The sequence below is a fragment of the Geomonas sp. Red32 genome (genome assembly GCF_023652955.1).
GTDB lineage: Bacteria > Desulfobacterota > Desulfuromonadia > Geobacterales > Geobacteraceae > Geomonas.
On sequence record NZ_JAKLOY010000007.1, the window covers coordinates 283,845 to 298,140 of the forward strand.

The 14,296-nt window shown below is 65.3% G+C and carries 10 protein-coding genes; all 10 read left to right on the plus strand.

The window, feature by feature from the left end; translation table 11 throughout:
• Window positions 1-119 precede the first annotated feature (119 nt).
• The 10 genes from L4X63_RS18290 to L4X63_RS18335 all read left to right on the plus strand — a co-directional run bounded on the left by L4X63_RS18290 (window position 120) and on the right by L4X63_RS18335 (window position 14,174).
• Window positions 120-1,367 carry an exonuclease SbcCD subunit D C-terminal domain-containing protein gene (locus tag L4X63_RS18290; protein WP_250680092.1) on the plus strand — a complete coding sequence of 416 codons (1,248 nt, stop codon included), beginning with the start codon at window positions 120-122 and terminating at the stop codon, window positions 1,365-1,367.
• A complete protein-coding gene (locus L4X63_RS18295) occupies window positions 1,364-5,077 on the plus strand; it encodes an AAA family ATPase (RefSeq protein WP_250680093.1) in 3,714 nt (1,237 codons plus the stop codon). Before L4X63_RS18290 ends, L4X63_RS18295 begins: the two co-directional genes overlap by 4 nt.
• Before the next feature lie 206 nt (window positions 5,078-5,283).
• Window positions 5,284-6,048, plus strand: a complete 765-nt coding sequence (locus L4X63_RS18300; protein WP_250680094.1) for a hypothetical protein — start codon at window positions 5,284-5,286, stop codon at window positions 6,046-6,048.
• A gap of 39 nt (window positions 6,049-6,087) precedes the next feature.
• Window positions 6,088-7,545: an SLC13 family permease gene (locus tag L4X63_RS18305; protein ID WP_250680095.1), complete on the plus strand. Its 1,458-nt coding sequence runs from the start codon at window positions 6,088-6,090 to the stop codon at window positions 7,543-7,545.
• A 165-nt stretch (window positions 7,546-7,710) separates the two neighbouring features.
• Complete coding sequence (locus L4X63_RS18310; RefSeq protein WP_250680096.1) at window positions 7,711-8,067, plus strand: hypothetical protein; 357 nt, start codon at window positions 7,711-7,713, stop codon at window positions 8,065-8,067.
• A 166-nt stretch (window positions 8,068-8,233) separates the two neighbouring features.
• A complete protein-coding gene (locus L4X63_RS18315; protein ID WP_250680097.1) occupies window positions 8,234-8,914 on the plus strand; it encodes a winged helix-turn-helix domain-containing protein in 681 nt (226 codons plus the stop codon).
• Window positions 8,915-8,989: 75 nt separating this feature from the next.
• On the plus strand, window positions 8,990-9,445 hold the full coding sequence (locus tag L4X63_RS18320) for a DUF2062 domain-containing protein (protein ID WP_250680098.1): 456 nt from the start codon (window positions 8,990-8,992) through the stop codon (window positions 9,443-9,445).
• 492 nt (window positions 9,446-9,937) lie between these two features.
• Window positions 9,938-12,001: a hypothetical protein gene (locus tag L4X63_RS18325; protein WP_250680099.1), complete on the plus strand. Its 2,064-nt coding sequence runs from the start codon at window positions 9,938-9,940 to the stop codon at window positions 11,999-12,001.
• Window positions 11,964-12,965, plus strand: coding sequence for a phosphatidylserine decarboxylase (locus L4X63_RS18330; protein WP_250680100.1), 1,002 nt, complete (start codon window positions 11,964-11,966; stop codon window positions 12,963-12,965). Before L4X63_RS18325 ends, L4X63_RS18330 begins: the two co-directional genes overlap by 38 nt.
• A gap of 159 nt (window positions 12,966-13,124) precedes the next feature.
• The gene (locus L4X63_RS18335) at window positions 13,125-14,174 is read left to right on the plus strand and encodes a prolipoprotein diacylglyceryl transferase family protein (protein WP_250680101.1); all 1,050 of its coding nucleotides are present in this window, start codon (window positions 13,125-13,127) and stop codon (window positions 14,172-14,174) included.
• The last annotated feature ends 122 nt before the right edge of the window (window positions 14,175-14,296 follow it).

The window sequence follows — 14,296 nt, forward strand, 5'->3', positions numbered from 1 at the left end:
ACCCAAAGATTTTACTCATTTATATCAAACTAATCTTTGTTTGCAACCCCCTCGTATTAACAGAGTGATTTTTTTCGTTGTCAGATGGCAGCTGCCGAAATAGAAAAGGTCCTTTTCCTATGAGATTGATCCATACCTCCGATTGGCATCTCGGCCACACCCTCCACGATGTCCCCCGCGATCAAGAGCACAAAGCCTTCCTCGACTGGCTTCTCCAGCTGATCGGGGACGAGGCGGTGGACGCCCTGGTGGTCTGCGGCGACATCTTCGACACCGCCAATCCTTCCTCGCAGGCCCAGGCCCTCTGGTACGGCTTCATGGCCCGCGCCCGGCGCCTTTTCCCGGCCCTGGACGTGCTCGTCATCGGCGGCAACCACGACTCCGCGGCAAGGCTGGACGCTCCCGAGCCGCTCTTCCGTGCCTTCGGCGTCCGCGTGGTGGGGGGATTTCCCACCGATCCGCAGGGAGCGCCGGACTGGGACCGCCTGATCGTCCCCCTGCATCGGGCGGACGGCTCGGTCGGCGCCCGGGTGGCGGCGGTTCCCTTCCTGCGTCCGGCCGACCTCGCGCCGGTCGCCGAAGAGGGGATGGATCCCCTGGTGGAAGGGGTGCGGCGCGCCTATGCGGAGGTGCTCGTCGAGGCGCGCAAGCGGTGCGGCAAAGGTGAGGCGCTGCTCGCCACCGGGCACTGCTACATGACCGGGGGAGTCCTCTCCGAACTGAGCGAGCGGAAGATCCTGGGGGGGAACCAGCACGCGCTGCCGGTGGACATTTTCGACGGCGACGTTGCCTACGTGGCGCTCGGCCATCTGCACTATCCCCAGGCGGTCGGCGGCCGCAAGCATGTCCGCTACAGCGGGAGCCCGGTGCCGCTTTCCCTCTCCGAGGCCCGCTACCCGAGCCAGGTCTGCCTTGTCGAGTTGGAAGGGGAGCTCTGCTCCTCGGTTCGTGAGATTGCCGTCCCGCGCACGGTCGACATGCTGCGCATCCCCGATCGCGGGGCGCTTTCCATCGACGAGCTTCTCGAGCGGCTGGCAGCCCTTCCGGACCGCTCTCCCGGCGACGAGGGGGCGCTTCCGTACCTGGAGGTCGCGGTCCAGCTGGATAAGCCGGAGCCCGGCTTGCGGGCGCGGGTGGCCGAGGCGCTGGAGGGAAAACGGGCGAGACTTATGAAGATCACCCCGAGCTACGGTGGGACCAATTCTCCCTTGGCCGGGGCCGCCTCGGGAAAGGGGCTCCATGACCTGACCGCCGAAGAGGTCTTCGTCCGCCGCTACCAGAGCTTCTGCGGACAGGACCCTTCCGCCGAGGTGCTGGAGGCCTTCCACGAGATCATCGAGCAGATCGGCCAGGAGGAGCGGGGATGAGGATACTTTCGGTACGGGGAAAAAATCTGGCCAGCCTGGAGGAATTCCACCTGGACCTCGCCGAGGGGCCCATCGGGCGCGCCGGCCTCTTCGCGATCACCGGTCCTACCGGGGCGGGCAAGAGCACCATCCTCGACGCCATCTGTGTGGCGCTCTTCGACAAGACCCCGCGGCTTTCCGAGAAGGGTGGGGCGGTGATCGGCAGGGAAGGGGAGGAGGACCGCCTCCCCAGTAACGACGTACGTTCGCTGTTGCGCCGGGGAGCCGGTTCCGGCTTCGCGGAGGTGGTCTTCGTCGGCAAGGACGGCATCGCCTACCGCGCGCGCTGGGCGGTGAGAAAGGCCCGCGAATCGTCAACCGGCCGTTTTCAGGACCAGACCGTCGAGCTCAGGAACGCGGTGACAGATCAGCAGATGGGACGCACCAAGAGCGAGACGCTGGAGCGGATCCAGGAACTGGTCGGGCTCAACTACGAGCAGTTTTGCCGCTCGGTGCTCCTCGCCCAGGGGGATTTCGCCGCCTTCCTGAAGGCGGGGGAACGGGAGCGTTCCGATCTCCTCGAACGGGTGACCGGGACCCAGATCTACGGGAAGATCTCCATGGCCGCTTTCCGCCGGATGCGCGAGGAGGAGCAACTGCTCGCCGACCTCGACCGCCAGCGAAACGATATCGCGCTGCTGACGGCCGAGGAGCGGCGCGAGGCCGAGGAGGGATTGGCTTCCGTCAACGGCGATCTGGAGCGGCTCAAGGGCCGGATGGATGAGATCGAGAAGGCCCAGGGGTGGTACCAGCAGCGGCAGACTCTCTCGGAAGCCGTAGAGGCTGCCCGTACCGCCAAAGAGGAGGCGGACCGGAAGTACCTGGCGGGTGAGGAAGGGCGCCGCGAGCTTGCCGGTATCGAACAGGCCCAGGGGCTCCGCCCGCTGGTGCAGGAGGCGGACGGTGCCGCGGCGCGTGCAGCCGACGCCGCCCGTGCCGCTGGGGATCAGCAAACGAAACTTGCCCGGCTGGCGGAAAGCCAGGAATCCGGGAAAAAGGAGCTGGCAGCGGTCGAGGAGCGCGCTCAGGCCGTAGATGACGAGCTGGCCGCGGCGAGACCCTTGATCGCCAAGGCGATCGAGCTCGATACCAGGCTGGCCCAGGCGGCCTCGCTGGCGGAGAGCTCGCGGCGCGAGTACGAGGTGGCCGCTACCGCCGCCGCCGAGACCGGCAAGGAAGTGGCCGTCATGGCGGAGGAGCGCGAGACACTCGACGCCGAGCTCAAGCTCGCCGAGGAGAAGCTCGAGCATTTCCGCCCGGTGGCGCCGCTGGCCGCCGAGTGGAACCGGTGGCAGCAGGAGCTGCAGCGCTACGTCGCAGTGAGCGCGGCCCGGCAGGAGGCCTTCGACCGGCGCCAGACCCTGCTCGACGACGAGGATCGATTGGCCGGAGAGGCCGAGGCTGCGGCGGGGAAAGTCGCCCAGGCGCTGGAGGCGGAATCCTCCGCGAAACAGGCGCTGGAAGAGGCGGAGCGGGCGGCTTCCGTCATCGACCCCACCGTTCTCACCGCGCAGCGCCAGGAGTTGGACGCACGCCGCGACGCCTTGACCCTTCTTGCCCAGCTCAACCGCGAGGCGGTGACGGCCCTTGCCGACCGGGGGAGGATCGAGGACGAGGCGCGGCAGGCCCGGGAAGAGGAGGGCGAAGCGGGGCGGAAGTGGCGCCAGGACCAGGCCGAACGGGAGAAGCGGCAGGCGGCCCTTGAGGAGGCGGAGCGGGCCCTGAAAGGGGCGCGGGCGGCGGCCACCCTGGAGGATCGCCGGGCGGAGCTGGCAGATGGCGAGCCCTGCCCCCTCTGCGGTTCCCTCGACCATCCCTGGAGCTCGGCCTCGCCGGTGGCGGCCATCCTGGACGAGCAGGAGCGCCGGGTGGCGGAGCTGCGGGAGACGGTGGCGGCGCTGGGCCGCTCGGAAGGGGCGGGGCGCGAGCGCGAGGCGCAGATGGACGCGCGTGCCCGCGAGCTGACGGCCCGGGCGGAACTCGTGGCCAAGAGCCTTACTGAGCGGGAGGAGGCCTGGAAGAAGAACATCCCCTCTCTCTCCGGGCTCGGTCTTCCGGAGAGCCCGGCGGCGCCCGAGGCGGAAGGTACGCTGGCGGCGGAAAGGGTGCGTGTTGATGCGCAGCTGGGCGATCTCCTCGCCAGCGAGCGGGCGCTCCAGGAGACCGCCCGGACCGCGCGCAGCTGCCGTGAGCGCTGCGACGGCGCGGTGGTTGCCCGCGAGAAGGCCGCCGAGGCCAAAGGACGGACCGAGAAATCGCTCGCGGAGACCGTGGAGCGCCGGAAAGGGGCCGACCGGGATCTCGCCCGCACCGAGAAGGAGATCGCCGGCGTGCTTGCCGTCCTCGCCGAGCCTTTCGCCGGCCGGGAAGGGTGGGAGGCCAAGCTGGCCAACGATCCGCAGGATTTCGTGACCCGCTGCGGCGCGGTGGTCGCCGAATGGAACCAGTGGAGCGCCCGGCGCGACGGCGCCAAGGAAGCGCTGGCCGCCCTCGATCCGAAGCTTGCCGGGGCCCGGGGACGCCTGGAAGGGCTGAGCCGCGAAGAGGCCGGGAAGCTGGAGAACAGCAAGGCGCACGCGGCCGCCTTCGAGCAGGTGAGCGTTGAGCGGCGTGGCTGCTTCGATGGCCGGCCGGTCGAAGCGGTCGAGCGGGAGCTGGGGGAACGGCAGCGAAACGCCCACTCCGCGCTCCAGGTGGCCCGTGAGGAGGCGGAACGGCGGGGGCGGGAGGTTGCCGGAGCCGAGCAGGCTCTCGCCACCCTCAAGGCTCAGCTGAGCCAGGCGGAAAGCGCAGCGGCGGCGGCCCGATCGCAGCTCTCCGCCGAACTGGCCCGGCAGGGGCTCGAGGAGGGCGTTCTCCGTCAGCGGCTTGGCCACGACCATTCCTGGATCGTGGAAGAGCGGGAGCGGCTCCTGCGGCTGGAGAAGGAGGCCCACACGGCCCGCACGGTGGTGGAGGAACGGGAGCGCTCGCTTCGCCTCCACGAGGAGAGCACGGCTCCATCGATGCCGGTAGAAGAGGTCGCGGCGGAACGGGACGCTGCCCTCGATGCCAAAAAATCGCTCGACCAGCAGCTCTTCGAGATCCGGCACCGGCTGCAAAGCGACGATACCGCGCGGGTAAAAGCCGCCGAGCTCCTCCCCCGCATCGAGGCGCAGGCGCGCCGGTGCGAGCTCTGGCAGGGGATCTCCGAGGTCATCGGTTCCGCGGACGGCAAGAAGTTCCGCACCTACGCCCAGAGCCTCACCCTGGAGCTCCTGCTGGGATACGCCAACGAGCACCTGGCGTCCCTGGCCCCCCGCTACGCAGTAACCCGCGTCCCTTCCTCCGAGATGGAGCTGCAGATCGTCGACCGCGACATGGGGGACGAGATCCGGAGCGTCAACAGCCTCTCCGGCGGCGAGAGCTTCCTGGTTTCCTTAGCCCTCGCGCTCGGGCTCTCCTCGCTCTCCTCCGCCTCCACCACGGTGGAATCGCTCTTCATCGACGAGGGGTTCGGCTCCCTCGACCAGGACACCCTGGAGGTAGCGCTTGCCACTCTCGACTCCCTGCAGGCCTCCGGCCGCAAGGTCGGCATCATCTCCCACGTCCCCGGCCTCGCCGAGCGCATCGGCGCCCGCATCGAAGTCGTCCCCCTGGGGGGCGGCCGCAGCCGGGTGCAGGTGCGGTAAAGGGGGAGACTTTCGCCTATTGGGGGGAAGGGCGAGGGGATACTGGCTCTCTTCCGCCCCGTGGAGCGGGGAGAACAGAGGCGGAAACGAATACACTATTTAATTGGTAGGGAAAATCTATTTATTTTTGTTGACTGAAAAGGTTTGTTTTTGTATGGTGCTTCTACACCAAGACGCGGTGGTATGTCTGAAAGGGTGGATGCGCCATGAATCTCAATCTTAAGAAGCTGAAAAAACTGACCATTGACCCGCCGCCTCTCTCTTCGGCAGACGAGCTGCGCCGCGTGGACAATGTCTTCTTCGTGGGGGGAAACCTTCCTGAGCGCCCGACGCTGGAAACCCTTTACGACAGCCATTACCAGTCCAACGCCTCCCTCTTTCACCTGACCTTCGGTCCCGAGGAGAACTTCGCCGCAGGCGAGGCGCTCGCCCGGACCATCAAGAAGAACTTCCACGTCTACCTGATGGCCCGCTTCGACTACGCCGCGCCGGCCTCCTTTATCGAGCGGGCCTATGCCGCCGGGGTCGATATCGTGGAATTTGGCAGCCCCGAGGATAACTCCCCCTCCCTTGCTCATGCCCGCACCGTCTTTCCCCGCTGGTCGACGGTTTGCACCCTCGAAGCAGGCAACGAGAACATTTCCCATTCCATTGAAGCCATCGAGCGCCTTCTGGACGACGGCGTCGTCCCCCTGGTCCGTATCGCTCCCGGTGCCGGAGTGGTCCCGGCGGACGCCCTGGCCATGCTGTTCGAAACGCTGGAAGGAGGATGGCTGCAACGCAGGGTGACCCTGAAACCGCTCCTCCCCTTGATCTATCTCACCACTCCGTTTGCCCCTTCCTCCTCGCCCGGGGCGCTGCGCGGTTTCATCGACTTGATCGACGGCCGACGTCTTCTGGCCACCTCCGACCTCCGCCGGGTCTTAAGGGTGAAAGAAGTGGAAGCCTCCTTCTCGTCCTCCGGTCTCTAGCCGCACCCGAATCGCCCCAAGCAAAGAAGGATTCCCGCCATGTCTCTTCCCGACGAGCAGCTCTTCGACAAGCCCCTCAAGATCGACAACCGCCCGATGTGGCTGATACTCCTCGATCGCACGGCCCGCTACCAGGTGATGGCCGCCGCCGCCCTGGTGGTCGCCTTCTTACTGCGGCTGTCGCCTCCCGAAGGGCTCTCCACCGATGGCTACCGCTCGCTGGTCCTCTTCGGGGGGACGGTCTTCTTCTGGGTTTCGGGGCTCCTCCCGATTGCCGTCACCGCGCTCCTCTCCATGGTGATGCTCCCCCTGCTCGGGATCATGGACGCCAAAAAGACCTACGCGATGTTCGGCAACGAGGCGGTCTTTTTCATCCTCGGCGCCTTCATCCTGGCCGCCGCCATGACCGGTACCGGCATCTCCGCCCGCCTGGCGCGCGCCATGCTGGCCCGCTTCGGCCGCACGCCTACCAGCCTGGCCATCACTGTCTTTCTTCTCTCGGCCTTTCTTTCCTTCATCATGAGCGAGCACGCGGTGGCCGCCATGCTCTTCCCGGTGGTTTCCGAGATCACCACCGCGCTCGGGCTGGAGAAGGGGAGAAGCAGCTACGGACGGCTTCTCTTCATGTCGCTCGCCTGGGGATGCATCATCGGCGGGATCGCCACCTTCCTGGGAGGCGCGCGGGCGCCCTTGGCCGCCGGTCTTCTGAAGGAGGCCACCGGTCTTCACTTCAGCTTCCTGGAATGGACCGGCGCCGCCTGCCTCATCGTCCTCCCCCTCATGGTGGTCGCCTTCCTGCTCCTGATCCGCTTCTTCCCGGTCGACATCGGCGACGTCGAGGTGGGGAGGAAGTTTCTCAACCAGAAGCGTCTGGAGACCGGGAAGATCGGCTATGACGAGATCCTGACCGCGGTGGTCATGGTCGCCACCGTCGCCTGCTGGATCCTCTTCGGGGAGAAGACCGGGCTGGCCGCCATTGCCATCCTGGGAGCGGCCGCTCTCTTCACCTTCAAGGTGATCAGCTGGCAGAAGATCGAGGAGTACGTGAACTGGGGGATCGTCCTCATGTACGGCGGGACCATCGCGCTCGCCTCGGCGCTGGAGAAGAGCGGCGCCGCCCTCTGGCTGGTTAAAAAGGGGATGGGGAGCTTCTTCGGCCACCCGCTGGCGGTGATCGCCGTCATCTCCCTGGTGGCCATCGCGCTCACCGAGTGCATCAGCCACGCCGCGGTGGTGGCCATTCTCATGCCGGTCGGGATGGGGATCTGCAAGAGTACCGGGATGGACCCGAAGGTGATGACCCTCTCCATCGCGCTCCCCGCCGGTCTCGCCTACTGCCTTCCGATGGGAACTCCGGCTACCGCCATTGCCTACGCCTCCGGTTTTCTGAAGGGACGCGACATCATGGTGGCCGGCGCCGTGGTCATGGTTATTTCCTGGCTGCTTTTCATGGCATCGGTACTGTTTGTTTGGCCGTTGATAGGGCTAAAAATCTGAGTTACAGTCAGTAAAACCCATTACTGAGTCAGTCATCCATTCTTTTGATTCAGAAATATTCTGCTATCTCATTCTTCATTGTTGACAAAGCACCCTTCATACTGTAAACACAAGATGCTTTGAAGTAGGTTGTATAATAAATTTTATTTAATTTAGGAGGGAAGTATGAAGAAGCTTGTCTGTCTCGCCGCATTGGCACTGTTTGCCAGCACCATGGTCGGTTGCACCCAGAGGATCACCGACTTCACCATCATTTCCTCCAAAAACATCGATCTCTCCAACGCTGCCCAGTTCAAGAGGGACATCAACAGGATCGAAGGCACCGACACCAAGCCGATCATCATCTTCCCGATCGGTATTCCGAACGCCAAGGAAGCCATGGACAACGCCATTCAGCGCGTCCCGGGCTGCGTTGCCCTGGTCGACGGCGTGCTCGAGCACGAGTTCTTCAGCTTCCTGTTCGGCTACACCAGGTACCGCGTGAAAGGCACCTGCCTCATCGACCCGAGCCTGCTGAAGTAAGCTCCCTTTCTCCGTATAAGAAAGCGCCCCCACCCCAGGGGGCGTTTTTTTTTTGCCTGCAGTCCTCCCGTTTTCCTGTCTTGGCGAACAATTCACCCGGCTGTAACAAACTCTCCACAAACCTCCTGTAGGAAGAGGATCATTCCGATTCCCAGTCGAGGTAGCGATGGACACGATTCTGATAGTAGAAGACGAGCGGGACCTGGCCGAGCTGGTGGCCTTCAATCTCCAGCAGGAGGGGTACCGGACCCTGATCGCCTCCGATGGCGCTTTAGGCCTGGAGGAGGCCGCCCGGTCCCTCCCCGACCTGATCCTTTTGGACCTGATGCTCCCCCGCCTGCCGGGGACCGAAGTCTGCAAGCTCTTGAAGATGGGGGAGAGGACCTCCTCCATTCCGGTCATCATGCTGACCGCCAAGGGAGAGGAGATCGACAGGGTGGTCGGCCTGGAGGTGGGGGCCGACGACTACGTCGTGAAACCGTTCTCCACCCGGGAGCTCGTGCTGCGGGTCAAGGCGGTGCTGCGGCGCTGCCAGTCGAAGGTGGAGAACGATTCGGTGCTGAGCGTGGGGCCGCTCTCCATCGACCCGATCCGCCACCGGGTGATCATCTCCGGTACCGAGATCCCCTTCACCAGCACGGAGTTCAAGCTCCTCCATACCCTGGCCCAGCGGCTCGGCCGGGTGCAAAGCCGCGAGCAGCTCCTGCGCGACGTCTGGGGGTACAACTACGTGGAGGATACCCGCACCGTCGACACCCACATCACCCGCCTGCGGACTAAGATGGGGGACGCCGGGGAGCTCATCAAGACCGTGCGCGGCTTCGGCTACAAGATGGAGTCCGCCTGACTCCTTGCCATCCGGTTGCGACAATGATATGAATTGGGCAGCTTTGGAGGCTGGAAACGGGGAAGGGGAGGGGACGTGCTCAAAGAGAAAGTGGTCAACGCCGTGAAGACGGTACTCAAGCAGGGGCTTGGGCCTGAGCAGATCGCCCTTACCGTCTGCCTCGGGAGCGCGGCGGGCACCATCCCGGTGGTGGGGGGGACCACGCTTCTCTGCGTCCTTTTGGCCGCCCGCTTCGGATTGAACCAGGCCGCCATGCAGGCGGTCAACTACCTCGCCTACCCGCTGCAGATCGCCCTGTTCGTCCCCTTTTTCCAGCTCGGGGAGCGCTTTGTCCCCTGGGGCCCCGCCGTTTCCCTCTCCATGCTGAAGGCGCTTTTGCACGGCCAGTTCACCGTCGGCTTCGCCCTCATCGGGTGGATCACCCTGAAGGCGGTGGCCGCCTGGCTGGTGACCGTTCCTCCCCTGGCTGGAATCCTCTACCCGGTGCTGGTGAAGATCCTCAGGCGCAACCGGCCGGAGTGCCCGCAGTAACCAAGGATTCACCTCCCCGAAACACGATCTTCATATTGACGGCGTACAAGACTTCCCGAGACAAGGTAACAAGGTCTGACAGGAGGTTCATTTGTCGCGTCAGTATGCAGCCCCCCCCCGCAATTCTCCCCGGCCACCGTCACCGGCTACGATCCCCATTACCAAAAGAACATCATGCAGCGGCTCCTCGAGCCGGAGAGGGCGGGACAGCCGCTCCTGGAACGGCTCCCCTTCGCCTTGGGAGACTGCACCGCGGGCACCGAGACCGAGCTCCAGGCGGCGGTGGCAGGCTAGCGGGACACGGTCGACCTCCCCCGCACCATCGAGGAGTCCGAATACTTCGCCAACCTGGTCAAGCGGGCGGCCTCCGGCGACACCCACAAAAGCCGCATCGACTTTCTCCAGCGCTACCTGGCCGCCAACAAAGACAATGTCTGGGAGAACAGCTGGGTACGGTTTCCCCGCCGGCTCCTTTCCCCCTTCGCCCAGCGGGTGCTGGAGGCCGACCTCCTGGCGGACAAGGGCGATCCCACCGCGGGCAAACGCTCCGATGCCGGGCGCTTCTTCCTCTCCGGTCCCGGCGGCGAAGAGCTCTTGAGACTCCCCATCAGCTATCTCCTGAAACTCTCCCTGGCCGACCTGGTCGGCTCCCAGAAGCTCCCCGCCGAGCTTCGCGCCACCGGGGAGCGGCTCATGGGACATTACCTGAACGACAACACCTCGCCGGAGACCTTCTCCTTCCACGTGGTCCCGCTGACCAGGGAAGGGGGGATGGGGCGGGCGGTGGCCCGCGAGACCTCCAAGCGCTTCCTCTTCACCCAGCTCCTCGTCCAGTACGCCAACGAGCACCTCGGGCTCGCCGACAGCGGACAGCGGGCCCTGGTCCACTTCGCCCCTCATCCCCCCCTGCGCCAGAAACAGCTGAACGACCACATAGCCGACGCCTTCTACCGCGAGCTCTTCATGAGCCCCTGCCTGTCGGGATGGGACCGGGGAGAGGAGAAGTACCGGTACATGCAGCTATGCCATCAGGTGCTCTCCCGCAGCCAGCTGAACGCGGTGGCCAAGCTCAGGGAGGCGGGGATCATTACCAGCAACCTGGTGGTGCTCCCCAACGTCTCCAACGTGAGCCTCGCCAACAACGGCACCCACGTAAGCCTCGGGAGCCGCAAGCTCGGCCGCCTCCTCTCCGATCCTTCCTCCGGCTTCAGCCATCTCCACGAGAAGTACTGCGGCGATCTCGCCATCAAGATGGCGGAGCACTTCCTCCCGCTCTTCGTCGGGACCTACTCGGCGGCCCCCTATCGCCTCGGGTACACCGACTTCCACCCCGAGCGCGCGCTCGGCTACCTGCCTCACGAGCTCGATTTCACTCACCTGAGGATGCTCTGGCGGAGGTGGCAGAAGAAGGCCTCCCTCACCGTCTTCGGACAGCCGGTCACCCCGTTCGGCCCCCCCTGGATCGACCGGATGGTGAGCGCCGCCTGCGGGCTGAAAGGCGACTTCGTCCCGGACTTCCGGCTGATCGACTACCTGATCTGCCTCCTCTCCACCCCGCAGAGCCCCGCCCTGGACGGCCGCCCCGGCAGCAGCGAAAAGCTCAAGCGCGACTTGAGCGAAATGGGGGTATTCGACCGGCAGATGTCGCTGTATCTCCTCTACAAGCTCAGGGAGTTCAACGTGATGGGGTTCTCCGGCTTCGAGGGGAGGCACTACAGCCAGTTCGACAGCCTCGAACAGGATCTCGGGCGGGCCACCGACCTGCAGGCGCTCATCAACGCAGTCGCCTTCAAGTACTTAGCGGACGGTACCCTCAGCCGCTCCGAGATCCCGGACGGGCCGGCCCTGGAGAGCGAGCGGAGACAGATCTTCTTCGCCGCCGCCATCGGCGTCCCGACCTTCTACGTGAAGAAGAACACCGAGAACCGGTTCCTGATGCGGATCGTTTCCCGCACCCGAGAGGTGCGCGGCAGCGGCCGCTACCCCGGCTATCTCCGCGTCAAGGTGCATCACTACCGCCAGGCACTGGTGGAGCTCCTCAAGGAGGAGGCCGGCGATCTGATCGAGATGATGGGGCTTTGGGAGACCATCGGCGACCTGTCGCGGCGGCTCGCGGAGCCGGACGAGTATTCGGCGGCCGGGAAGCTGACCAGGGGGATCCTGGGGGAGATCGACGCCACCTCGCCGATGCGGGCGGCGGCCGACGACTTCAACCGGGGAGCGGAGCGCTACTACCGCGGCCCGCTCAGGCGGCGCCACATGGAGGAGGGGCTTCGCTTCCTGCGCGAGGACTTCCGCTCCCTCGACCGCCTCGCCGCCGGTGGGGACCAGATGGTGCGGAGCACCCTGGCGGCCCTGGAGGTTGAGGATGGCGCGGAGGCGCTCCTCGACACGGTGGGCGCCGACTTCCTCCACGACCGGCTGCGGGGGGAAGGGCTGCTGCGGCTGATCAACGTGGTCCTCCTCACCGTCGCCCGGGATAGCGGCGCGGGAATGCGACCAACCACAGGAGAAGAGCATGCAAACCATGCAGCACCAGTACATCGAGCGGGATAGCGGCGCGGTCCGCACCGAGCCTCTCTTCGGCGACCGGGTCGTTAACCTTCTCTATCACCGGGTGCGGGAGAGCGCCCCGTCCCTTTTCAGGCTGGTCACCAGCTCCCGGATGACCGATCTCCTCGGCTTCGTCAACTACGACCTTCCCTTCGTGGGGGGATCGGCAACTGCCAGGTTTTTAGGGGAGCTGCAGGTCGACCTTGGCGAGTGCCTCGATCCTCCCGGGGCGCTGCGAACCCCCCGCCAGGTGTTCGAGCGCCGGATCCGCTTCGAAACGTGCCGCCCGATGCCGGGCGAGCGCGGGGCCGTGGTCTCCCCGGCCGACGCCCGGGTGCTGGTTGGCTCCCTCTCCGATGACTCCCTGCTCCTCATCAAAGACAAGTTCTTCGCCTATCCGGAGCTCCTCGGGCACAAGCTCTGGATAGGCGCCTTCAGCCGCGGCGATTTCGCTCTCTTCAGGCTCACCCCCGACAAGTACCACTACAATCACGTCCCGGTCTCCGGCCAGGTGATCGACATCTATGCGATCGACGGCTCCTTCAATTCGTGCAACCCCGGCGCCATCGTTGCGGAGGCGACCCCCTATTCGAAAAACCGCCGGGTGGTGACCATTATCGACACCGACGTCCCCGGGGGGACCGGGGTAGGGCTGGTGGCCATGATCGAGGTGGTGGCCCTCATGATCGGGGATATCGTCCAGTGCTACAGCGAGGAGGGGTACTGCGAGCCGCGGGAGGTGAAACCGGGGATGTTCCTGAAGAAAGGGCAGCCGAAATCGCTGTACCGCCCCGGGAGCAGCACCGACATCGTCATCTTTCAGCGGGGGCGGGTGCGGTTCGCCGAGGACCTGGTAGCCAACCAGTACCGGATGGACGCGGCCAGCCGTTTCAGCCAGGGCTTCGGACGCCCGCTGGTGGAAACCGACATCAGGGTCCGCTCGCTTTTGGCAACTTCCACCAACTGACGTCTACATTCCCTCCCCCCCGGAGGGGGAGGGGTAGGGTGGGGGGGAGGCAGGCTTCGGCACTCTGTAGAAGCCTCCCCCACCCCCTGGCCCCCTCCCCCAAGGGGAGGGGGAAATCTCGAAACGCTGCTCGCAACTCGATTAACGGAGGAACGGTATATGACCCAATTCACCTTCATCACTCTCTTGGCCTTCGTCTCCGCCCTCTATCTCTACTGGGGGATCAAGAAACTCCCCCACGAGAGGATGCAGATCGCCGCCGCGGTCCCCTTGAAGAAGGATGCTGCCGGCCGCTGGCAGGGGCTCAACCTCACCTGGTACGGGATCCTGACCGCCAATGCCTACGTGGCCGCCGTCGTCGTGGCCCTCGTGCTCATGAGATCCGCCGGCATCTCCTTCAACGCCATCGCCGCCATCGTCTTCCTGCTCCTGGCCGTCTGCGTCCCCGCCTCCCGGCTCGTTGCCCAGGTGGTGGAAGGGAAACGCAACACCTTCACGGTGGGGGGGGCGGTCTTCGTCGGGACGCTGGTTTCGCCTTGGGTGGTCGAGCTGGTGAATCAGATCCCGGTCGGCGACGGGGGGCTGCTGGTCCCGGTGCTCCCCGCCCTGGCTGCCATCTCTATCGCTTACGCCTTCGGCGAAGGGTATGGAAGGCTCGCCTGCATCAGCTTCGGCTGCTGCTACGGCAAGCCGCTCTCCTCCTGCCGTCCCGCTCTCGCCAGGATAGCGGCCCCCTTCGCGCTGGTCTTCACCGGCAGCACCAAGAAGATCGCTTATGCCTCCGGTCTGGAAGGGGTGAAGGTCTTCCCGGTGCAGGTCGTCACCTACCTCCTCTATACCGCCACCGGCATTGGGGCCACGGCCCTCTTTCTCAACGGCTACTTCGGCGGGGCCTTTCTCCTGTCGCTCGCGGTGACGCAGTTGTGGAGGGTGGCTTCGGAATTCCTGCGCGACGACTACCGGGGGGGAGGGAGGATCTCCGCCTACCAGTGGATGGGTGTGATTGCGGTGGTCTACGGGTGCTGGGCCGTCCGGCAGTTTGAGGATGGCGGCCGCCTGCCGGATCTCGCCGCCGGGATGGACGGATTCTGGAGTGCCGGGGCGATGCTGCTGGTGCAGGTCGTCTGGGTCGCCATCTTCCTCTACACGGGGCTCAGCAGGGTAACCGCCGCCACCCTGAGCTTCCATGTGAAGGCGGAGAAGATTTAGCGATGGTAAGAGCGAGCCTCCCCCCGTCCCTACAGGGGAAAGGGGAGGCCTTTGCGGCGGCGGCCAAAGAGAGGGTTAAAGGTTTTCCGAAAGACGCCGATACTGCTCGCAAGAGTGTCGTT

Excerpts from the sequence above, each read along its gene's own strand:
- L4X63_RS18290 (WP_250680092.1), top strand. The coding sequence starts at position 120 with ATGAGATTGATCCATACCTCCGATTGGCATCTCGGCCACACCCTCCAC.
- L4X63_RS18295 (WP_250680093.1), top strand. The coding sequence starts at position 1,364 with ATGAGGATACTTTCGGTACGGGGAAAAAATCTGGCCAGCCTGGAGGAA.
- L4X63_RS18300 (WP_250680094.1), top strand. The coding sequence starts at position 5,284 with ATGAATCTCAATCTTAAGAAGCTGAAAAAACTGACCATTGACCCGCCG.
- L4X63_RS18305 (WP_250680095.1), top strand. The coding sequence starts at position 6,088 with ATGTCTCTTCCCGACGAGCAGCTCTTCGACAAGCCCCTCAAGATCGAC.
- L4X63_RS18310 (WP_250680096.1), top strand. The coding sequence starts at position 7,711 with ATGAAGAAGCTTGTCTGTCTCGCCGCATTGGCACTGTTTGCCAGCACC.
- L4X63_RS18315 (WP_250680097.1), top strand. The coding sequence starts at position 8,234 with ATGGACACGATTCTGATAGTAGAAGACGAGCGGGACCTGGCCGAGCTG.
- L4X63_RS18330 (WP_250680100.1), top strand. The coding sequence starts at position 11,964 with ATGCAAACCATGCAGCACCAGTACATCGAGCGGGATAGCGGCGCGGTC.
- L4X63_RS18335 (WP_250680101.1), top strand. The coding sequence starts at position 13,125 with ATGACCCAATTCACCTTCATCACTCTCTTGGCCTTCGTCTCCGCCCTC.